This window comes from Mesorhizobium qingshengii (assembly GCF_027563465.1).
GTDB lineage: Bacteria > Pseudomonadota > Alphaproteobacteria > Rhizobiales > Rhizobiaceae > Mesorhizobium > Mesorhizobium qingshengii_A.
The window spans coordinates 15,696-36,818 of record NZ_JAPFQA010000013.1 but is presented as its reverse complement, the minus strand read 5'-3'; the positions used below and the strand labels follow the sequence as shown (position 1 = coordinate 36,818).

At 64.3% G+C, this 21,123-nt stretch carries 18 protein-coding genes; 10 read left to right on the top strand and 8 right to left on the bottom strand.

All coding sequences use genetic code 11. The features are described 5' to 3' along the window. Positions 1–137 precede the first annotated feature (137 nt). The gene (locus OOJ09_RS23700; protein ID WP_269907528.1) at positions 138–1,607 is read left to right on the top strand and encodes a M48 family metalloprotease; all 1,470 of its coding nucleotides are present in this window, start codon (positions 138–140) and stop codon (positions 1,605–1,607) included. A gap of 42 nt (positions 1,608–1,649) precedes the next feature. Here the strand turns inward: OOJ09_RS23700 and OOJ09_RS23695 are convergent, their stop codons facing one another. Then, a complete protein-coding gene (locus tag OOJ09_RS23695; RefSeq protein WP_269907527.1) occupies positions 1,650–2,513 on the bottom strand; it encodes an RNA polymerase factor sigma-32 in 864 nt (287 codons plus the stop codon). Between the two features lie 74 nt (positions 2,514–2,587). Here OOJ09_RS23695 and OOJ09_RS23690 point away from each other — a divergent pair, with 74 nt between their 5' ends. From OOJ09_RS23690 to OOJ09_RS23675, 4 genes are all read left to right on the top strand, one after another. Beyond that, positions 2,588–2,845: a hypothetical protein gene (locus OOJ09_RS23690; protein WP_269907526.1), complete on the top strand. Its 258-nt coding sequence runs from the start codon at positions 2,588–2,590 to the stop codon at positions 2,843–2,845. Then, complete coding sequence (locus OOJ09_RS23685; RefSeq protein WP_269907525.1) at positions 2,842–3,615, top strand: amino acid ABC transporter substrate-binding protein; 774 nt, start codon at positions 2,842–2,844, stop codon at positions 3,613–3,615. The genes OOJ09_RS23690 and OOJ09_RS23685 overlap by 4 nt, the downstream gene beginning before the upstream one ends. A 154-nt stretch (positions 3,616–3,769) precedes the next feature. Then, positions 3,770–4,450: an amino acid ABC transporter permease gene (locus OOJ09_RS23680; protein WP_091578741.1), complete on the top strand. Its 681-nt coding sequence runs from the start codon at positions 3,770–3,772 to the stop codon at positions 4,448–4,450. Next, complete coding sequence (locus OOJ09_RS23675) at positions 4,447–5,220, top strand: amino acid ABC transporter ATP-binding protein (protein ID WP_269907524.1); 774 nt, start codon at positions 4,447–4,449, stop codon at positions 5,218–5,220. Before OOJ09_RS23680 ends, OOJ09_RS23675 begins: the two co-directional genes overlap by 4 nt. Positions 5,221–5,305: 85 nt before the next feature. Here OOJ09_RS23675 and OOJ09_RS23670 read toward each other — a convergent pair whose 3' ends face one another. From OOJ09_RS23670 to OOJ09_RS23645, 6 genes are all read right to left on the bottom strand, one after another. After that, complete coding sequence (locus tag OOJ09_RS23670) at positions 5,306–5,887, bottom strand: CarD family transcriptional regulator (RefSeq protein WP_006327799.1); 582 nt, start codon at positions 5,885–5,887, stop codon at positions 5,306–5,308. Positions 5,888–6,257: 370 nt separating this feature from the next. Next, a complete protein-coding gene (gene fdxA, locus OOJ09_RS23665) occupies positions 6,258–6,596 on the bottom strand; it encodes a ferredoxin FdxA (RefSeq protein ID WP_091578737.1) in 339 nt (112 codons plus the stop codon). A gap of 235 nt (positions 6,597–6,831) precedes the next feature. After that, entirely contained in the window at positions 6,832–7,230 is a 399-nt protein-coding gene (locus OOJ09_RS23660; protein WP_269907523.1) for an RNA-binding S4 domain-containing protein, read from the bottom strand. 15 nt (positions 7,231–7,245) lie between these two features. Continuing rightward, positions 7,246–10,617 carry a helicase-related protein gene (locus OOJ09_RS23655; RefSeq protein WP_269907522.1) on the bottom strand — a complete coding sequence of 1,124 codons (3,372 nt, stop codon included), beginning with the start codon at positions 10,615–10,617 and terminating at the stop codon, positions 7,246–7,248. Positions 10,618–11,341: 724 nt separating this feature from the next. Next, positions 11,342–12,067: an acetoacetyl-CoA reductase gene (phbB, locus tag OOJ09_RS23650; protein WP_269907521.1), complete on the bottom strand. Its 726-nt coding sequence runs from the start codon at positions 12,065–12,067 to the stop codon at positions 11,342–11,344. A gap of 187 nt (positions 12,068–12,254) precedes the next feature. After that, the gene (locus OOJ09_RS23645; RefSeq protein ID WP_269907520.1) at positions 12,255–13,439 is read right to left on the bottom strand and encodes an acetyl-CoA C-acetyltransferase; all 1,185 of its coding nucleotides are present in this window, start codon (positions 13,437–13,439) and stop codon (positions 12,255–12,257) included. A 305-nt stretch (positions 13,440–13,744) separates the two neighbouring features. On the opposite strand from OOJ09_RS23645, the gene phaR reads away from it, so the two are divergent. Then, entirely contained in the window at positions 13,745–14,356 is a 612-nt protein-coding gene (phaR, locus tag OOJ09_RS23640) for a polyhydroxyalkanoate synthesis repressor PhaR (RefSeq protein ID WP_269907519.1), read from the top strand. A gap of 157 nt (positions 14,357–14,513) precedes the next feature. Here the strand turns inward: phaR and OOJ09_RS23635 are convergent, their stop codons facing one another. After that, entirely contained in the window at positions 14,514–15,653 is a 1,140-nt protein-coding gene (locus OOJ09_RS23635; protein WP_269907615.1) for a citrate synthase, read from the bottom strand. 98 nt (positions 15,654–15,751) lie between these two features. Here OOJ09_RS23635 and OOJ09_RS23630 point away from each other — a divergent pair, with 98 nt between their 5' ends. From OOJ09_RS23630 to OOJ09_RS23615, 4 genes are all read left to right on the top strand, one after another. Beyond that, positions 15,752–16,840 carry a citrate synthase/methylcitrate synthase gene (locus OOJ09_RS23630; RefSeq protein WP_269907518.1) on the top strand — a complete coding sequence of 363 codons (1,089 nt, stop codon included), beginning with the start codon at positions 15,752–15,754 and terminating at the stop codon, positions 16,838–16,840. Positions 16,841–17,069: 229 nt separating this feature from the next. Next, entirely contained in the window at positions 17,070–17,852 is a 783-nt protein-coding gene (locus OOJ09_RS23625; RefSeq protein ID WP_420107539.1) for a 3-hydroxybutyrate dehydrogenase, read from the top strand. A gap of 90 nt (positions 17,853–17,942) precedes the next feature. Beyond that, a complete protein-coding gene (locus OOJ09_RS23620) occupies positions 17,943–19,073 on the top strand; it encodes a patatin-like phospholipase family protein (protein ID WP_269907517.1) in 1,131 nt (376 codons plus the stop codon). Between the two features lie 799 nt (positions 19,074–19,872). Beyond that, positions 19,873–21,048: an efflux RND transporter periplasmic adaptor subunit gene (locus OOJ09_RS23615; protein ID WP_269907516.1), complete on the top strand. Its 1,176-nt coding sequence runs from the start codon at positions 19,873–19,875 to the stop codon at positions 21,046–21,048. Positions 21,049–21,123 lie beyond the last annotated feature (75 nt).

The following is a 21,123-nucleotide window of genomic DNA, read 5'->3' as shown; positions in this document are numbered from 1 at the left end:
CCTAAGGACGCGCGACGGATGCTGTAGCACTTTGTTTTTTGCGCGTGACACGCTCCGAAGATCGCCCCCGATTTTCGTGGTCATGCGTCGGGACCCGAAAGGAAGCCGTTCTGGCGATCGGCGTTGACAGATTACGAATGAATCCGCTGGCGCGCTTTCTGGCGCTGGCTGGCTTTGCCGTGGCGCTGGCAAGCTGCCAGATGTTCACGCCTCCCGAAGTCCAGGAATCCGGCTTCCAGCCGTCCGACAAGCCGATCACCGTTGACAATGTCGGCGCCAACAACAAGCTCGCCGAACTGGCCAAGGCGCAGCATCCGCGCATCCTGGCCACCTATGGCGGCGAATATTCCGACCCCAAGCTCGAGCGCATGGTCGCCAAGGTGGTCGGCAATTTGACTGTGGTGTCGGCCAATCCGACGCAGACCTACCGCATCACCATCCTGAATTCGCCCAACGTCAACGCTTTCGCGCTGCCGGGCGGTTATCTCTACATCACCCGCGGCCTGCTGGCGCTGGCCAATGATTCGGCCGAGCTTGCGGCGGTCATCGCGCATGAGATGGGCCACGTCACCGCCAACCACGGCTTGCAGCGCCAGCAGCTGGAGGCCGAGGAAGGCCTGGCGACCAAGGTCGTCTCGGACGTGCTCGGCGACAGCCCGACCGCCAAGGCGGCGCTGATCCGCGGCAAGCTCAGACTCGCGCAGTTCTCGCGCAACCAGGAGCTGGAGGCCGACGCCATCGGCATCAAGTCGATCGGCGAAGCCGGTTACGATCCTTTCGCCGCCGGCCGCTTCCTGCAGTCGATGTCGGCCTATACCGACTTCCGCTCGATCAGCGGCGCCACCGACGCCAGCCTCGACTTCCTGGCGACCCATCCCAACACGCCGCAGCGCATCGATCTGGCGCAGCGCCATGCCCGCCAGTTCGGTGCGCCCGGCGTCGGCACGCGCGACCGCGATTCCTTCCTCGCCGGCATCGACGGCCTGCTTTATGGAGACACACCCGAAGAAGGCTATGTGCGCGGCGAGACTTTCCTGCATCCGGGCCTCGGCGTGTCTTTCTCGGTGCCCGAGGGCTTCATTATCGACAATTCGGCGGCCGCGGTGACGGCAACCGGGCCGGGCGACATCGCGATCCGCTTTGATGGCGTCTCGATCGACAAGAACCGCGCGCTGACCGACTATATCCGCAGCGGCTGGGTGGCCGGTCTCGACGACAGCAGCGTCAAGCAGGAAACGATCAACGGCAACGAGGCAGCGACCGCGCATGCCGGCGCCGAAGGCTGGCAGTTCGACATCGCGGTGATCCGTGCCGGCGGCCAGGTCTATCGGCTTTTGACCGCGGCACCCTCGGCCAGCACTTCGCTGGACACCGTGGCGCGTTCGGTGAGCGGGTCGTTCCGTGTCCTCAGTGCTGCCGAAAAGGCGGCGTTGAAGCCGCTGCATATCCGTGTCGTCACGGTCCAGCCGGGACAGACGATGGGTTCGCTTTCAGCCCAGATGGTCGGCGTCGACCGCAAGCTCGACCTGTTTCGCGTGCTCAATGCGCTGTCGCCGGGCGCCGCGGTTTCGGCCGGCGACAAGGTCAAGATCGTCACTGACAAGTAAGCGTTCGCTGCAAGCTGCCGGGCGCCGATGCGCCCTGCGGCTTCAAGCGGCTGTCGCCAGAAATTCAGGGTTCTGCTTCACCAGCGCGACCTTGAGCTTTTCCATGGCGCGGGCCTCGATCTGGCGGACGCGCTCCTTGGAAATACCGAGCGTCTCGCCGAGTGCCTCTAGCGTCGCGCCCTCGTCGCTCAGCCGGCGCTCCTCGATGATCTTCAGTTCGCGCGCGTTGAGCGCGCCAAGCGCTGCTTTCAGCCAGACCAAACGGCGCTCGACATCGATCGTATCGCCGGCGATCTCGTCGGGCAGCGGATCGTCCGAGACCAGGAAATCCATGCGCTCGGTGGCACCCGCATCGTCGGCCAGCGGCATGTTGAGCGAGGAGTCGGGCGCCGACAGCCGTGAATCCATCATGGCGACATCGGCTTCGGAGACGCCGAGCGCGGCCGACACTTCCCGGTAGAGCGTCGCATTGGACAGCGGTTCGGCACCATTCGCCAGACGGGCACGCAAGCGCCGCAGATTGAAGAACAGCGCCTTCTGCGCCGAGCTGGTGCCGCCACGCACGATCGACCAGTTGCGCAGGATGTAGTCCTGCATCGAGGCGCGGATCCACCAGGTCGCATAGGTCGAGAACCGCACTTCGCGCTCCGGTTCGAAGCGGGCCGCCGCTTCAAGCAGACCGACATGACCTTCCTGGATCAGATCGCCAAGCGGCAGGCCGTAGTGGCGGAATTTGGAAGCCATGGAAATGACCAGCCGCATATGGGCAACGGTGATGCTGTGCAGCGCGTTCTGGTCGTTGTGCTCCTTCCAGCGCAACGCGAGCCGATGCTCCTCGTCACGCTCGAGATAAGGGGCCCTCATTGCCGCGCGGACCATGATCCGTCCTGCTGTGTCTTCCATCATGAGGCGCTCCCTGGCTCAGCCGATGCGGATGACTTTGCAAAGCTTGGCAGGAGCCGGGTTGAAATGGCGGCGTCGTGCCCTACAAAATCCAGAACGTGCCATGCGCGGGAATGGTTCCGTGGCTGTTGCCCGGCGGATGGTGGTGCCTGAGAAGTGTCGGGCTGACCGGCAACGACGTCAATCGCCGCTGGAAGAAGCCATCTGGAGAATCTGGTTTCAGAAACAAATTGTTTTTGAAATCCTGTTCCTTATTTTTTCGTCTTGCATCTGTCAGTTTCCAGCACTCACAACATGCCGGATATCAGGCCAAGGACGGGATCACAGAAAAATGAAATGGCTCAAGTCGCTCATCGTCGCCGGAACGCTGCAGGTTCTGGCTGTCACCGCCGGCCATGCCGGCGCCAATCTCGACCAGATCAAGCAGGCCGGGGTCATCAAGGTCGGCACGGAAGGCACCTACGCACCGTTCACCTATCATGATGCCGCCGGCGCGCTGGTCGGTTTCGACGTCGAGATCGCCAAGGCGATCGGCGACAAGCTCGGCGTCAAGGTGGAGTTCCTCGAAGGCAAGTGGGACGGGCTGATAGCCGGCCTCGACGCCAACCGCTATGACGCCGTCATCAACGAAGTCGGCATCACCGACGCCCGCAAGGCCAAGTATGACTTCTCCGATCCCTATATCGCCTCCAAGGCGGTGCTGATCGTGCGCGGCGACAACAGCGACATCAAGACCTTCGCCGATCTCAAGGGCAAGAAGTCGGCGCAGTCGCTGACCTCGAATTTCGGCACGCTGGCCGAGACGAACGGCGCGGAGCTCGTCGGCACCGATGGGTTCGACCAGTCGATCCAGCTGCTTTTGACCGGCCGCGCCGATGCCACCATCAATGACAGCCTGTCGTTCCTCGACTTCAAGAAGCACAAGCCGGACGCCAATGTGAAGATCGCCGCGCAGGAAGAAAACGCCGACTATTCCGGCGTCATCGTGCGCAAGGGCGATCCGGAGCTGGTCGCCGCCATCAACAAGGCGCTGGCCGACATCAAGGCTGACGGCACCTATAAGAAGATCGCCGACACCTATTTCGGTCAGGACGTCTCGAAGTAATTTCACGAGACGGGCCGGTTGCCGGCCCATGCAAAGATGCCTGGCGGCGGGCCGTCTTTTGACGGCCCGCCGCCTTTGGCGTGATATGGCGTGTGTGTTCGCGCTTCGATGAAGCCGTCTCGTCTGGAACGGCAATCGCAAGGAGGGGCCTTTCGTGCCGCACTGGCTGCAACTGATGCTGGAGTCGCTGCCTTCGCTTTTGTGGGCGGCGCTGATCTTCACCGTGCCGTTGACACTGCTGTCTTTCGTGCTTGGCCTGACCGTCGGCCTGGGCGCGGCACTTGCCCGGCTGTTCGGCCCGAAGCCGCTGGTCGCGCTTGTGCGCTTCTATGTCTGGATCTTCCGTGGCACGCCGCTCCTGGTGCAGCTGTTCCTGATCTTCTACGGCCTGCCCTCGGTCGGCATCCTGCTCGACGCCTTTCCGGCGGCGTTGATCGGCTTCACGCTCAACATCGGCGCCTACACGTCGGAAATCATCCGCGCGGCAATAGGCTCGGTGCCGAAGGGTCAGTGGGAAGCCGCCTATTCGATCGGCATGACATGGAGCCAGGCGATGCGGCGCACCATCCTGCCGCAGGCCGGCCGGGTCGCGGTGCCGCCGCTCTCCAACACCTTCATCTCGCTGGTCAAGGACACGTCGCTGGCCGCCGCCATCACCGTGCCGGAGATGTTCCAGGCGGCGCAGCGCATCGTCGCCACCACCTATGAACCGCTGATCCTCTATGTCGAGGCGGCGATCCTCTACCTGGCGCTGAGCTCGGTGCTGTCGGCCTTGCAGACGCGGCTGGAAACCCGGCTCAACCGCTATGGCGGCTTCCTGGAGGCGCGCTCATGATCGGCCTCACCAACATCGAAAAGCGCTTTGGCGACAATCTCGTGCTGAAGGGCGTGACGGTCACCATCGCCGAGGGCAGCGTCACCGCGCTGGTCGGCCCTTCGGGCGGCGGCAAGAGCACGCTGCTGCGCTGCATCAACCTTTTGGAGATTCCGACCTCGGGCACGGTGCGCATCGGCGACGAGATGCTTGAATTCCGCCCCGGTGGCAAGGTCCCGGCCAGGGACATCCAGCGCCTGCGCCTGCAGACCGGCATGGTGTTCCAGAACTTCCAGTTGTTCCCGCACCGCACCGCGATCGAGAATGTCATGGAAGGGCTGGTGACGGTGCTGAAATGGCCACCCGAGAGGGCACGCGAGCGGGCGCTCGCCCTGCTGGAGAAGGTCGGCATGGCGCACAAGGCCGACGCCTGGCCGGCGACGCTGTCGGGCGGCCAGCAGCAACGCGTGGCGATCGCCCGGGCGCTGGCGCCATCGCCGAAAGTGCTGCTGTGCGACGAGCCGACCTCGGCGCTCGATCCGGAGCTGGCGCAAGAGGTGGTCGACGTGCTTGGCAAGCTTGCCAGCGAGGGGACGACCATGGTGATGGCGACGCACGATCTGCGCCTCGCCTCCAAGATCGCGCAGGAAGTGGTGTTTCTCGACGCTGGCGTCATCGTCGAGAAGGGGCCGGCCGCCGTGCTGTTCGGCAATCCCGAGCACCAGCGGACCAGGCGTTTCATTGCGACGCTGAAGCAGGAGGCGGAGAAGGAAGGCGGCGGCGAGATGTAGGCGCAACCCTCGCCCAGCCTCGTCCTCCCGAAACAAAAAACCCGGCGCGAGGCCGGGTTTTTCCGAATTCAAAGGCGAGACAAGCTCAGGCAGCTTCTTCCTGCTCGGCTTCCTCATTGTCGGCCTTGGCACCGCGCTTAGGGCCCTTGTTGAGGTTGACCTCGATCAGGCGCACGGCTTCGGTTTCCGACATGCGGTTGACGGCCGCGATCTCGCGGGCCATGCGGTCGAGCGCCGCCTCGTAAAGCTGGCGTTCGGAATAGGACTGCTCCGGCTGGTTGTCGGCGCGGTAGAGGTCGCGCACAACTTCCGAGATCGAGATCAGGTCGCCGGAATTGATCTTCGCATCATATTCCTGGGCGCGGCGCGACCACATGGTGCGCTTGACGCGGGCGCGGCCCTGCACGACCTTCAGCGCGCGCTCGACATAATCCTCTTCCGACAGCTTGCGCATGCCGATGGAGGTCGCCTTGGCGACCGGCACCTTCAGGCGCATCTTGTCCTTCTGGAAGTCGATGACAAACAGTTCCAGCTTGTGTCCAGCAACTTCCTGCTCGTCGATCGAGACGATCTGGCCGACGCCATGCGCCGGATAGACGATGTACTCGCCGGTCTTGAAACCGTGACGCGCAGCGGTGGACTTCTTCTGCGGGGTGATCGTTGCCATTACGCCCTGAACTCCTTGTTGTGGCGCCGGCGTCCTGCCGGCCCGAACTCGCGCGATCGGGGAAACCGATCGTTAGCCGCACAACAGACGAACCCACCGGAAAAGCCGGGACCGGCAAACCGCAGAGATTGCGACCGCCTGGCCCAGATCGCTCTGGTCCGGAATGGGATTTTCACCTTTCAGTGATTTGGGGCGTCTGCGCCATCAATCGACGTTGTGTCACCGGCATGTTTTGCTGATGTAGCACAAAAAGTCGGAAGAATCAAGGTTTTGCTGCATAAGCGAAGGCCACACGCAATCGCCGCCTGTCAAGGCGGTTGATGTGTCGTCCCTGTTACGCTGCGTAATACCGCTCTTTACGGCGGTATTGTCAATCGCCTTCGCCTGGCTCGGCCGAGAAGTATTTCTCGAACTTGCCGGCCTCGCCGTCGAACGATTTGGCGTCGGCCGGCGGCTCTTTCTTGGCGGTGATGTTAGGCCATTTCTCGGCATATTCGGTGTTGATCTGCAGCCATTTGTCGAGGCCGGGCTCGGTGTCGGGCTTGATCGCGTCGGCCGGACATTCAGGCTCGCAGACGCCGCAGTCGATGCACTCGTCGGGATGGATGACGAGCATGTTCTCGCCTTCGTAGAAACAGTCGACCGGACAGACTTCGATGCAGTCCATGTATTTGCATTTGATGCAATTGTCGGTCACGACATAGGTCATCGGTCGGCTCCGGGACGTCCCAATTTTGTTGGGCTTTTTCCGTCAGGTAACGCCTTTGCCCGCCGCTTGCAAGGGCGGCCGTCGCCGGCGGCGCCAGGGTTTTCGGAATGCAATTCCAGACGGCCGGCGCGGCCGAGGCCCGACATGTCCGGCAGAATGTCTTGTTTGCCGGGTCCGGTCTTTGTTTTGGGCATGTCGTTGGCCCAAAACCGCTGCGCGCCATGGGCCGGATGCATCAGTCGTCACCGAGCAGGTGGTCGGTCTGGCGGCGTTCCTTCTTGGTCGGGCGGCCGCTGCCGGCCTCGCGCAGTGCCGGAAGCGCGTCGGGAATGGTCTCACCCTTCGGCGCCGGCGGCGGCGACATATCCTCGTAGAGGGTGCGGGCTTCCTCGGCAGGGCCGCGCCGCGCACCGGCGCCGAGCACCTTCCAGATGAAGATGCGCCGCTCGAGCGTGATGGTCAGGACGTCGCCAGGCTTGACCAGATCGGAGGCCTGCGCTGCTTTGTCGCGATTGATGCGCACGCGGCCGGCGACCACCAGCTTCGCCGCCAGCGAGCGCGATTTCACGGCGCGCGAGAAGAACAGCCATTTGTCGATGCGCTGGCGGTCTCTCGCGGCGGTTGGGGCAACCATCGAAGCGAGCCGAGCCTACTTCTTCAGCTGGTCGCGCAAGGCGGCGAGCTTGGCAAAGGGCGAGTCCGGATCGAAGCGCACCGGGCGCTCCTCGCGCGGCTTCGGCTGGAAGGCGGGCTTTCCGCCTTGCGGACCACCCTTGCCTTCCGGCCTGCCGCCCTTCCAGTCCGGCCGGCCCTCGCGGCGGTCGGGACGCTCGCCTTGCGGCCGCCCGTCACGCCGCTGTTCGCCTTCGCCCTGCGGCTTGGGTTTGAACTTCGAGCGGTCGAAGCGCGGCTTGCCGGCGCCGTCGCGCCGCCCTTCCTGGGCAGGACGTTCTCCTGGCGTGGCCGCAGCCGGAGCGCCGCCGGCATCGGCCGGTGCATTGTTTCGGCCGCGCCCCTGGCCGTTGCGCGGGCGGTTGTTGCGGCCTTCGTGATGGCGGGGGCGCTGTTCGAAACGGCCCTGACGCCACAGCAGGATCGGCTTGGGCGCTTCGGCTTCTGGAGCGGGTTCGCCGGCGGCTGCTTCGGCCGCGACGGCTGGCTCGCTGGCCTCACCCTCCCCCGTCGAGGGGGAGGTGAGGGCGGCGTCGCCTTCGGCGACCTTGATGTCAGCGAGGGCTTCCGCCGCTGGCTCGGCGGCAGGTTCAGCGGCGGCTTCGGCGACAGCCTCCGTTGCCGGCTCTTCCACGGCCTCGGCTGGAGCTTCCGGCTGCTCTTCCGCAACAGGCTCCGCCGCCGCTTCTGCGATGGCTTCGGCGGGAACGTCAACGGTGGCCTCGGGGGCCGCCGGTTCTGAACCCTCGACTGCCGCTTCCGCGGCAGCCGCCGCCGCTTCGGCTGCCTTGGCCTGCTCGGCGCGAGCAGCCTCTTCCGCCGCAAGTTTCGCTGCCGCCGCTTCGCGCGCGGCATTGTCTTGCGCCTCCAGCCGGGCCTTCACTTCGGCCGGCGGCTTCGGTTCGGCGCGGTAGCCCAGGCCTTTCAGGATTTCTTCCATGTCGTCGGCGGTGGCGCCGAGGATCGACATCATCGGCGGCGTCACCATGAAGGACTGGCCGTCATAGGCACCGTCCGGCCGCTGGCCAAGACCAGGCTTCCAGTTGGTCGCCGGACGGATCAGGTCCGCCAGCCGCTCCAGAATGTCGATGCGCACGGCGCGGCGGCCGAGATTGCGGTAGCCGGCAAGCTTGTAGAACGTCTTGTCGAAGGTCGGGTCGATGACCACCGAGGTGCGGCCGGAAGCGAGCGCATGGACCACGTCGCCAAAGCCGGGCTTGTCCTTGCCGTCATTCTTCAGCGCCCACAGCAACGTCACCAGTCCGGCCGGTGCAGGCTTGATCAGCGCCGGCACGAAGACATGGTAGGCGCCGAAGCGCACGCCAAGCCGGCGAAGCGCGGCACGGCCTTCCTGGTCGAGCGACTTCATCTCGTCGGCGATGTCGCGGCGGTTGATGAGGCCGAAATTCTCGACAAGCTGGAAAGCAATGCCACGGCCTATGCCGGAAATCTGGTCGGCGTTCTTCAGGTCGACGAGCGGCTTCAGCAGCGTTTCGATCTGAAAATTGACGAAACGCTCGGCACGCGCCGCGACCTTGTCGCGCGCTGGGCCGGTCAGTTGTTCATCTGCCAGCAGCACCAGGCGGGGCTTCAGCGCGTCTTCGCCGGCGACCAGCGTGCCGATCGGCGCGCCGATCCAGCGCAGCGTGCCATCCGAGCCGAGCGCGATATCGCCATTGGCGCAGGCACCGAAGCGTTCGGCACGCGCCTCGAATTCGGCGGCCAGCGCCTTTTGGGCGGCGGTGCGTACCGCCTTGGCGTCCTCGCCACCGGCGCTCTGGTCGGCGGTGAAGCGGAACCCTTGCAGCTCGCCGACATGATGGCCTTCGACGAGGACGGTTCCGGTTGGGCTTATTTCGGCTTCAGGCATGGTATTTTCTCTAAGGCGCCGCATGAGGACGGAAGTCCTGCGGTCTACGAAGCGTTTCGTCAACCGCTCATGCAGTGCATCCGACAATCTGTCTTCGATTTCGCGCGTCTTTTCCTGCCAGTGTGCCTGATCGGCCAGCCAGCCGGGCCGGTTCGACACGAATGTCCAGGTGCGGATCTGGGCGATGCGATGCGACAGCGTGTCGATGTCGCCCTCGGTGGTGTCGGCGCGGCGCACCTGCTCGGCCATGTAGTTCTCGTCGACATGGCCATGCCGGGCGAGGTCCATATAGATAGAGGCGATCAGGTCGGCATGCTGGGCCGGCGCGATCTTGCGGTAATCAGGCAGGGCACAGGCTTCCCACAGCAGTGCCACGCGTTTGGCATCGGTGGCGAGCGCGCGGATGTCCTCGTCGCGCGACAGATATTCAAGCGCCTGGGCGTCCACCGCCGGCAGTGCGCGGGTCAGGCCTTCGACCGGGGCGTTGGTCTCGATCGAGCGCTTCAACGTATCGAGGCTGGCGAAGTCGAAATGCGCGGTGCGCCACTGCAGCACCTTCACCGGGTCGAAGTCATGGCCTTCGATCTTCTTGACCAGATCCTCGTCCAGCGGGTCGACCTGGCCGGTGACGCCAAAGGTGCCGTCGCGCAGATGCCGGCCGGCGCGCCCGGCGATCTGGCCGAGCTCGGCCGCCGACAGGTTGCGGTACTGGAAGCCGTCGAACTTGCGGTTCTGGGCAAAGGCGACGTGGTCGAGATCGAGGTTGAGGCCCATGCCGATGGCGTCGGTGGCGATGAGATAGTCGACATCGCCGGACTGGAACAGTGCCACCTGCGCGTTGCGGGTGCGCGGGCTGAGCGCGCCGAGCACGACGGCGGCACCACCTTGCTGACGGCGGATCAGCTCGGCGATGGCATAGACCTCGTCGGCGGAGAAGGCGACGATCGCCGTGCGGCGCGGCAGGCGCGTCAGCTTCTTCGAGCCGGCATAGGCGAGATGCGACAGCCTTGGCCGCGTCACCACCGAGACGCCCTTCAGCAGGCGCTGCAGGATGCCTTGCATGGTGGCCGCGCCCAGCAGCAGCGTTTCCTGGCGGCCGCGCAGGTGCAGGATGCGGTCGGTGAAGATGTGGCCGCGCTCGAGGTCGCCGGCAAGCTGCACCTCGTCGATGGCGACGAAGGCGGCGTCGGTCTCGCGCGGCATCGCTTCGACGGTGCAGACCGAATATCTGGCGCCGGCCGGCTGGATCTTTTCCTCGCCGGTGATCAGCGCGACCTTGTGGGCGCCGACCTTTTCGCAGACGCGTGCGTAAACTTCCCGCGCGAGCAGCCTGAGCGGCAGGCCGATGATGCCGCTCTCGTGCGCCACCATGCGCTCGATGGCGAGATGGGTCTTGCCGGTGTTGGTCGGCCCAAGCACGGCGGTCACGTCGCGGCCCGACAAGATCAGCGGCTCAGTGTGTTTCGACTGGATGTTCATCGACCTGGAAATAAGGCTTTCTGGCCTCTCGTTGTCGGGAGCGTGCCTCGAATGGCGCGTATGACAGCCGACACATAGGGATTTCGCGCGCGAAGCGAAAGCGGAATGTTCCGGCGAGGGCTCGAAGGCGGTCGTGTCAAGCTCTCAATCGGCCACGGATTAACAGTTGGAACGAGTCTGGAACGAATCGGCGACGAATCAGTGACTCATCCAGATTCAGGTTTTGTTCACGGCTATATGTGGATTTTGCGACCGCGAGTCTCACCACATGCTGAATCGCCGAACTGGCCCGTTTCATGCAGGGCGAGCCTTGTCGTTAACTTTTGCCGGTGAACGACCGAGCCGTTCTGGTGCGCCTTATCCAAGATTATGAAATTGTTGATCTTTCTTAATCCGCGTTAAGGATCAGGCAGGCGATTCCGGTCGCTGTCGTTAACGTTCCGCTCAAAGCCGGAACGAATCGGCGACGAATCAGCGATAGCGGAATATTCCTGTTTTGTTCACCTCAATATCTTGTGTTGTAAACAGGTTGTCCACCGAGAATCCACAGGTTTGCGGACGAGTTTCGCACAGGAGGTGCCGCCGCCATTAACCTTTGCGTGCCGGATTGGATCAGCGCACCGCGGCGAGGCCTTCACGGCAGCCAATCCGCCTATAAAAACGGACCGGTTTTCCGGTCCGCTCGTCGCAGTGCGATTGCCTGTATGGGACCGTTGTCCGGGTTTCAGACGAAGTACTGGCCGCCATTGGCCGTGATGGTCGAGCCGGTGATGAAGCCGGCATCGTCGGAAGCGAGGAAGACGACACAGCGCGCGATCTCTTCCGGCTCGCCGAGGCGGCCGACCGGGATCTGCGGGATGATGCGCTCGTTGAGCACCTTCTCGTCGATGGCCTTGACCATCTCTGTGGCGATGTAGCCGGGGCAAATGACATTGACGGTGATGCCGGCGCGGGCGCCTTCCTGCGCAAGCGCCTTCGAAAAGCCGATGTCGCCGGCCTTGGCAGCGGAATAGTTGACCTGGCCGGCCTGGCCCTTCTGGCCGTTGATCGACGAGATGGTGATGACGCGGCCGAACTTGCGGTCGCGCATGCCGCTCCAAAGCGGATGCGTCATGTTGAAGACGCCCGACAGGTTGGTGTCGATGACCTCTTTCCATTGTTCGCGTGTGATCTTGTGGAACATGGCATCGCGGGTGATGCCGGCATTGTTGACCAGCACCGAGATTGGGCCGAGATCGGCCTCGACTCGGCTGATGCCGGCGGCACAGGCGTCGTAGTCGGCGACCGACCATCTGTAGACGGGAATACCGGTCTCGGCCTTGAATTTCGCCGCCGCTTCGTCGTTGCCGGCGTAGTTCGCGGCAACAGAATAGCCGGCGTTCTTCAATGCGATCGAGATCGCCGCGCCAATGCCGCGCGACCCGCCCGTGACGATTGCAACCTTGCTCATGCGTTTCCCCTTTTGATACGCCCTGTTGTCGGGCTTGGCAGGCACTGGATATGGACCGGGCGGCTAAGCGCTACGCCTGAAGCAAATTCAGGCGACGCTTTAGCTGACTGTTTTCCTTCATGTCGTCTTCCAAAGACCGCTGCGTACTTTTGGGCGACCTGCATTCGCCGCCCGGCAAATGATCTCGTCAGAGCGCCTCCACGCACATGGCGACGCCCATGCCGCCGCCGATGCACAGGGTGGCGAGGCCTTTCTTGGCGCCGCGGCGGCGCATCTCGTGGACCAGCGTGTTGAAGATGCGGGCACCCGAAGCACCGATCGGATGGCCGATGGCGATAGCGCCGCCATTGACGTTGACGATCGAAGGATCCCAGCCCATGTCCTTGTTGACGGCGCAGGCTTGGGCGGCAAAAGCCTCGTTGGCCTCGATCAGGCCGAGATCGCCGACCGACCAGCCGGCCTTGGCCAGTGCCTTGCGTGAAGCCGGAATAGGGCCGGTGCCCATGATCGTCGGGTCGACGCCGGCGGTTGCCCAGGACACGATGCGCGCCAGCGGGGTGATGCCTCGCCTTACGGCTTCCGCTTCGCTCATCAGCAATGCGCCGGCGGCGCCGTCATTGATGCCGGAGGCGTTGGCGGCGGTTACCGTGCCGTCCTTGTCGAAAGCCGGCTTCAGCTTGGTCATGGCGTCGATCGTGGCGCCATGGCGGATGTATTCATCCTGGTCGACTGTTGTGTCGCCCTTCTTGCCCTTGATGGTGAAGGCGACGATCTCGTCCTTGAACTTGCCAGCCTTCTGCGCGGCCTCGGCCTTGTTCTGGGAGGCCAGCGCGAACTGGTCCTGGTCGTCACGGGTGATCTGGAACTGACGGGCGACGTTTTCGGCCGTGTTGCCCATGTGATAGCCGTTGAAGGCATCCCACAATCCGTCCTTGATCATGGTGTCGATCATCTTGTAGTCGCCCATCTTGACCCCGGCGCGCAGGTGTTGCGCATGCGGGGAAAGCGACATTGATTCCTGGCCGCCGGCGATGATCACCTTGGCATCGCCGGCGGCGATCTGCTGCATGCCCAAGGCAATAGCGCGCAGGCCCGAGCCGCAAACCTGATTGAGGCCCCAGGCGGTGGTTTCCTTGGGCAGGCCGGCATTGATCGATGCCTGGCGGGCCGGGTTCTGCCCCTGGGCGGCGGTCAGCACCTGACCGAGGATGACCTCATCGACCTCGGCCGGCTCGACACCGGCACGCGACAGCAGTTCCCTGATGACGACGGCACCGAGTTCATGCGCCGGGGTGGCGGCGAAGGCACCGTTGAAGGACCCGACGGCCGTGCGTGCGGCACTGGCGACAACGATGGAATTGGCAGAGGACATTTTTCTTCTCCAGACTTCGAGCTGTCGTGCTTTTGGGCGTTGTTGGCGACTTTTCTTGCCGTTTCCATGATCCAAGTCAAACCGGAAATGGGCATGGCGCCCATGCGCCGCAAGCAGGTCGGGCATTGCCACGGTGGCAGTCTCTCCATTGCTGCGCAGCATATTTTGCCTGCTATGCAGCATTATATGATCCCGCACTGCACAAACTGCTTGGAATTATGAGGCTTTTGCGCATATCCTCAAAAAAGGCACAATCGTTACCGGCGGCTTACTGAGCGCGCGCCGGTGTCCCGGGGAGGATTAAGATGGCCGCGAAAGACGATCCGATCATCATCAAGAAATACGCCAATCGCCGCCTCTACAACACCGGCACCAGCACCTATGTGACGCTCGAGGACCTCGCCGAGATGGTCAAGAAGGGCGAGGAGTTCACCGTCCAGGACGCCAAGACCGGTGACGACATCACGCATCCGGTGCTGACCCAGATCATCTTCGAGCTGGAGAACAAGGATGGGCAGAACATGCTGCCGATCCCGTTCCTGCGCCAGTTGATCGCCTACTATGGCGACCAGATGCAGATGATCGTGCCGAGCTTCCTCGAACAGTCCATGCTGGCCTTCTCCAAGGAGCAGGAACGGTTTCGCGAGCAGATGAAGGGTGCGCTCGGCAAGTCGCCGCTGGACATGATGAAGATCACCACGCCGATCAAGGCGCTGGAAGAGCAGACGCGCCGCAACATGGAAATGTTCCAGAATGCCATGCGTCTGTTCACGCCATTCCCGCCCGCGGGTCCCGGCCCAGCCGCCGCGCCAACGCCCGAGCCGGCCAGGAAGGAAACGCCGGAAAAGCCGGATGACCTTCAGGAACTGAAGGATCAGATCGCGGCCATGCAGCGCAAGCTCGACACCATGTCGTGAGACTTCCGGATCGAAAGATCCATTGGGCAACAGCGCATCGGATCGCCGCAAGCGCAAGGCGCGTGGCGCTATAGCGGGCTCAGTCGACGCGCACTAAACCTTTGTTTTTATGCATGCCGGTGTCCCAAAGCCGCCGCGCGCTTTTGGGCGGCCTGCATCAGGGCAGCAATCCCTCATAGCGGCCGCGCGGCCTGATAACACTTCCACTTGTTATCTGTTCGACCGTATGCGCTGCCCAGCCGACGCTGCGTCCGAGCGCGAACAGGCGGAACGGCGCATCGCTCGGCAAGCCAAGGCCGCGCGTCAGCGCGGCCAGGGCAAGGTCAATGTTGGGGCGCGCGCCGGTCGCGACAAAGGCGGCGTTTTCCAGGGATCGCAATGTGTCGTCGCCATCGATGGTCGCCAGCAGGGCGACAGCCCGGGGATCGCCGTCGGGATAGAGCGGATGGCCGAACCCCGGCAGCGGCCGGTCGTGGCTGAGCCAGCGCCGGATCGCCGCATCGGCGCCATGCCGCGCCGCGTCCTCGGCCAATTGCATCACCGCTTCGCCGGCGCCGCCATGGCGCGGGCCCGATAGTGTGGCGAGCCCCGCGAGCAGGCAAGCGGCCAGCGGCGCGCCGGTGGAAGCGGCGACGCGGGCGGCGAAAGTCGACGCGTTGAGTTCATGATCGGCGAGCAGCACAAGCGCGCGGCGGATCGCTTCCGCGCCGCCAGCATCCACCGACCAGCCTTGCGCCAGCCGCCGATGGACCGGCTCCGATCCCGCCGGCGCACCGAAGGCGCTGGCCAGAACGCCAACAGCCCGAGCGGCATCGGCATGCAGCGAGGCGGCGCCGCGCCCGAGCGATGGGCGTCCCTCGGCGGCAGCCAAGGCAAGCTGCGCGAAGGCGGCCGCCCGGCCGCCCTGATGCGGCGCGCCGGGCAACGGTGATGCGAAAGCCGCTGGCTCTGATAGTCCCCACAGGACAGCGGCGGTTTCCTCCAGCGTGGCGTGCCCGGAGAGCGCAACGGCATCCTGACCGCGATAGATGAGGCGACCATGCAAAACGGTCGAGATCGAGGTGGTGATCGACGGCTCGCCCCAGGCGATGGCGCTTTCGGCGATGGCCGACGGGCTGCGTCCGCGTGCCCGGCGGGTCGCCAGAGCGGCGATATCGTCGGCGCGATACTGGCTGCGGCGCGGATCGGCGCGGTCGGGCCGCATGCCGATGCGCCCACGGCTGACATAGGCATAGAGCGTCTGTGCCCGCACCTTGAGGCGTTCAAGCGCTTCTTCCCGAGACAGCCACTCCGACAGGGTCGAATCCTCCCTGGATATTGATTCTATTGATCAAGATTGATGACTATGTTGACTACCCTTATCTGCGATACGGAAACGGTTCAAGGAGACAGGCGATGGCAAATGGGCTCGATGACGTGGTGGCGGCGGAAACCGTCCTTTCCGACGTGGACGGACTTGGCGGCCATCTGACGATCCGCGGTCATTCGCTGCCGGAACTGGCCGGCCGCTGGAACTATGTCCAGGTGGTTCGGCTGTTGCTGGACGGCTTCTTCGAAGACCTTCCCGGCGATGCGGAACTGGCGCAGGCGATCGGCCAGGCGCGCGTCGAGGTGTTCGAGCGGCTTTTGCCCTCGCTGCCTTTGCTGGCATCGCTCGATGTCTACAGCGCGATGCGCGCAGGCATCGCCTTCCTGCCGGACGGCGAGGCCCTGGCCGACGCCCTGCGGCTGATCGCGGCGCCAGCGGTGTTGACGCCGGCCCTGCTGCGCCTGCAGCGCGGCGAGAAGCCATTCGCGCCGGACAAGGCGGCCGACCATGCCGGCGATATGTTGAGGATGCTCAACGGCACCGTCGCCTCGCCAGCGCTGGCGAAAGCGCTCGACACCTATCTGGTGACTGTCTGCGACCACGGCCTCAACGCCTCGACCTTCGCGACCCGCGTCGTCGCCTCGACCAAGGCGGGCCTGACTTCGGCGGTACTGGCGGGTCTCGGCGCGCTCAAGGGCCCGCTGCATGGCGGCGCGCCGGGCCCGGTCATCGAGATGCTGGATGCAATCGAGGCGCATGGCGACGCTGCCGGCTGGCTGCGCGACGAGATCGCGCATGGCGAGCGCATCATGGGGTTCGGCCACCGTATCTACCGGGTGCGCGACCCGCGCGCCGACGTGCTGAAGGCGGTGGTGCGCAAACTCGGCGGCGAAGGCGAAACCGGTCGCCGGCTGGCCTTCGCGGAGGAAGTGGAGCGGGCGGCGCTCGATGTGCTGCGCGTCGCCAAGCCGTCGCGCTCGCTGCAGACCAATGTCGAATTCTACACCGCGCTGCTGCTGGAGGCCGCCGGCTTCCCCAGGCAAGCGTTCAGCAACGTCTTTGCCGCCGGGCGTGTCGCCGGCTGGATCGCCCATGCACGCGAGCAGCAGACGACCGGACGGCTCATCCGCCCGCAGTCGCGCTATGTCGGGCCGGTGCCGGATCTCGTCGCCTGAGGCGGTGTTACGGCCCAAGGCCATGTTATTCACTCCTTTCGCGGGGATGAGCCGACCGGGATTCCGCGCGCAGCGGTTGCGGGCCGTCTCTCGCGGCGCCGGGCAACCTCTTCGCATGACGAAAATTTCATGCCCTCCCGCAACGGAACCGCTGTTCTTGCGCCGATCAAGACATATATGTTGCAGTGCAACATAAGACTGTTCTTGCCGCAACCAGAGGATTCCGCCCTTGGCCATCAGGAAAACCGCCGTCGTCACCGGCTCCACATCGGGCATTGGCCTGGCCATAGCCCAGGCGCTGGCGGCCGAAGGCCATGATGTCGTCGTCAACTCCTTCTCCGACACGGCCGCCGACCATGCCATCGCCGATGCGATCGCCAAACAGCACAAGGTGAAGACCGCCTACATCAAGGCCGACATGTCGAAACCGGCCGAATGCCGGGCGCTTGTCGCCAAAGCGGCCGGGACATTCGGTTCGGTCGATATCCTCGTCAACAATGCCGGCATCCAGCATGTCGCGCCGGTGGAAGAGTTCCCGATCGAGAAATGGGACGCCATCATCGCCATCAACCTGTCGTCGGCGTTCCACACCATCGCAACCGCGATCCCGCTGATGAAGAAGGCCGGCGGCGGCCGGATCGTCAACATCGCCTCGGCGCACGGCCTGGTCGCCTCGCCGTTCAAATCGGCCTACGTCTCGGCCAAGCACGGCATCATGGGGTTGACCAAGACCGTCGCGCTCGAGCTCGCGCGTGAGAAGATCACCTGCAATGCCATCTGCCCGGGCTATGTGCTGACGCCGCTGGTCGAGGCTCAGATCCCCGACCAGATGAAAGCCAACAAGATGGATCGCGAGACCGTCATTCGCGAGGTCATGCTGGACAAGCAACCGACCAAGGAATTCGTCACGGTCGAGCAGATCGCGGCGGCAGCGGTGTTCCTGTGCTCGGATGCGGCGGCGCAGGTCAACGGCACGCATCTCTCGGTTGATGGCGGCTGGACGGCCGCGTAAGTCCGGACATTTTCTCAGCTACCCACAGGGCCGGCCAGACAGAATCGACAAACCCGAAACAAGCCAGCTCGGCAGATCAAGGACGACGCCATGACGAAAAACGGCAAGGCGGAGGAGAAGAAGAAAATCAACATCGCGCTTCAGGGTGGCGGCTCGCACGGCGCCTTTTCCTGGGGCGTGCTCGACCGGCTGCTGGAGGATGGCAGGCTGGAGATATCAGCGGTGTCCGGCACCAGCGCCGGCGCGATGAACGCGGTGGCGCTGGCCGATGGCTTCGTGCGCGGCGGGGTCGACGGGGCGCGGCAAAAGCTCGAGGATTTCTGGCGCGCGGTGGCCGCGAAGGGCCGGTTCAGCCCGGTGCAGCGCATGCCGTGGGATGTTGCCTGGGGCAATTGGTCGATCGAGAACACGCCGGGCTATGCTTTCTTCGACACCATGTCACGGGTGTTCTCGCCCTATGTCGCCAACCCGCTCGGCCTCAATCCGCTGCGCGACGTGGTTCAGCAGGAGATCGATTTCGCCAATGTGCGCGCCTGCAAGGAGATGGAATTGTTCATCTCCGCAACCAATGTCGAAACCGGGCAGTTGCGTGTCTTTTCCGATGGCGAGATCGACCTCGACACGGTGATGGCTTCGGCTTGCCTGCCGCAATTGTTCCGCGCCGTCGAGATCAAGGGCGTGCCCTATTGGGACGGCGGCTATGGCGGCAATCCGGCGTTGTTCCCGTTCTTCAAGACGGCGGCGACCGAGGACGTGCTTCTGGTGCAGATCAACCCGGTGGTGCGGGAAGGAACGCCAAGGAGCGCCAACGAAATCCAGAACCGCATCGACGAGATCACCTTCAACGCCGGGCTGCTGCGCGAATTCCGCTCGATCGCCTTCGTCAAGGAGCTGATCGCGGCTGGCCGTTTGCCGCATGGCGAATACCGCGACATCCGCATGCATCGCATCGATGCCGACGAGGCGTTCAAGGATCTGTCGGCATCGTCGAAGGTCAATGCCGAATGGGCGTTCCTGGCCTATCTGCGCGATCTCGGCCGCACCGCCGCCAGCGACTGGCTGGAGGAGAACTACGACGCCGTTGGCAATCGCCCGACGCTCGACCTTTCCGGCGAACTCGATGACGGCTTCAAGCCGGTGCATGGTCCCGCACCCGGCCGGCGGGTGAAGGAATTCCTCGCGGTTCGCAAGAACCCGGAGGCGGCTCGCCGGCAGGCCTGAGGAGCGCTGGCGCTGGCCGGCTTCGGCAAGCCGACAACCGCCGCGTGTGAAGATCTCCTCATTATCCTGACGCCTGCTGCCATGCTGTGTCCGGCGGCGCTGCCCCAATCGCACGGAAGCGTCAGAAACGATCCAGCGCGACGGCCGGCACCGTCGCTCCGAATGGCGTTGGATATAGTCGGTGTTCTTGCCTCCACGCTGCACCGGGCGTCATGTCGCCAACGGCAGGCCGCGCTGGTTCAAGGCATCTCGACGCCTCTCGCGTTCGCGCCTGCAACGTTTGGCTCGACGCTGGCCGGTCGGGCTTCGGCAATCAGGGTCCGAGTTCGGCATCTCGCAATTTGTACAGCGATTTCAATGGATTGCTTGGACGACCTGGCGTGGGGGCTGGCATTTCCCGTCGCCGAGCTTGTCTGGCGCGACAAATTCCCGGTCGAAATCCGCATCCAGATCAAGAAGTCCAGCGCGCATCGGCGGCTTCATGTTGACGGTTGTCGCGCTGCATGACGGCCGTGGACAGGCCAGTCGTTCGAAGCTGGCCACCGGGGCTGATCGGGAGCGGTTCCCCGGCACGGCGCCAGCCACCCACCAAGCGACCGGCGAACCGGACGGCGGCAGCCGCATCTTGTCCGGCCCCGTAATGGTCTTGCAACTTTCAGACTATATTGCGGTGCAACTTTGATGTAAAAGCGCGCTTCGCCGTTCACGGCAATTTGAACACGGCTTGGCGCGCACCCATATCGGCGACGCGCCCGCGTTTCGAGGACGCAGTGCCGAACCCACAGTGGAAAAAACGACGATGCCTAAAATCAGGTTTCACAAGCTTGCAGCCGTTGTTGTGCTTGTTGGTTTCGCGGCGTGGATGGGGACGGGTGAATTCTCGTCGGTCGGCAGCGTAGCGGCGAACAAGGCCAAGGCGGCCGAGGCCGACCAGGCCAAGACGCCGGATGCGGGCAAGCCGAAGACGGCGGAGGCCGAGCCAAAGGCACCGCTGCGCACGGTCGCGGTGGTGACGCCGCCGCGCCGCACCTATGCGCGCGCCATCCGCATATCCGGGCTGACCGAAGCCGACAAGCGGGCTGTTCTGGCGACACGCGTCGCCGGTGTCATCGACAAGCTGCCAGTCAAGCAGGGCCAGCACGTCAAGACTGGCGATCTGGTGCTGATGCTGGCCGCCGAGGACAAGATCTCGACGGTCGACAATGCCAGGCAACTGCTGGTGCAACGTCAGGCCGAGCTCGACGCTTCCGAGCGGCTGGCCAAGACCGGCAATCTGCCCAAGCTGCAACTCGACACCGCCCGCTCCAACCTGACCGCGGCCCAGTCCATGCTGGAGACGGCCCAGGCCGAACTTGACCGCAACGAGGTGAAGGCGCCTTTCGACGGCGTCATTGACCGGGTGCCGGTGGAACTTGGCAGTTCCATCATGCAGGGCAGCGAGGTGGCAACCATCCTCAAGCTCGATCCGGTGATTGCCCGCGGCGAAGTCAGCGAGCGTGATCTCGGCTACCTCAAGATCGGCGACAAGGCCAGCGTGAGGCTGGTCAGCGGCCAGACCGTCGAGGGCACCGTGCGCTACATCAGCCGCGATGCGTCGTCGGCGACCCGGACCTTCCGCGTCGAGGTCGCGATCCCCAATGCCGATGGCTCCGTGCCGGCCGGCATGACAGCGGAAATCGCGCTCAGCGCGTTGCCGACCGACGCCATCATGCTGCCGCGCTCGGTGGTGACGCTCGGCGACAAGGGCGATCTCGGCATCCGTGCCGTCGACAAGGACAACAAGGTTGTGTTCTTCCCGATCGATCTGGTCGACGACACGCCGACCGGCCTCGTGCTCGGCGGCATTCCGGTCGACACGCGCATCATCGTCGCCGGCCAGGAACTGGTTAAGGAAGGCGATGAGGTCAAGCCGGTCGAGGCTGACCAGGCGACGATCCAGAAGCTGTTGGGCGAAGTGACCGCAGGGACGCAGTAGCGCGGCTTGCGCCGGAAAAGCCCTGGGCGGGGACAATCGGCTGCGACGCAGCTCCTGAAATTCAAGAACAGGCAT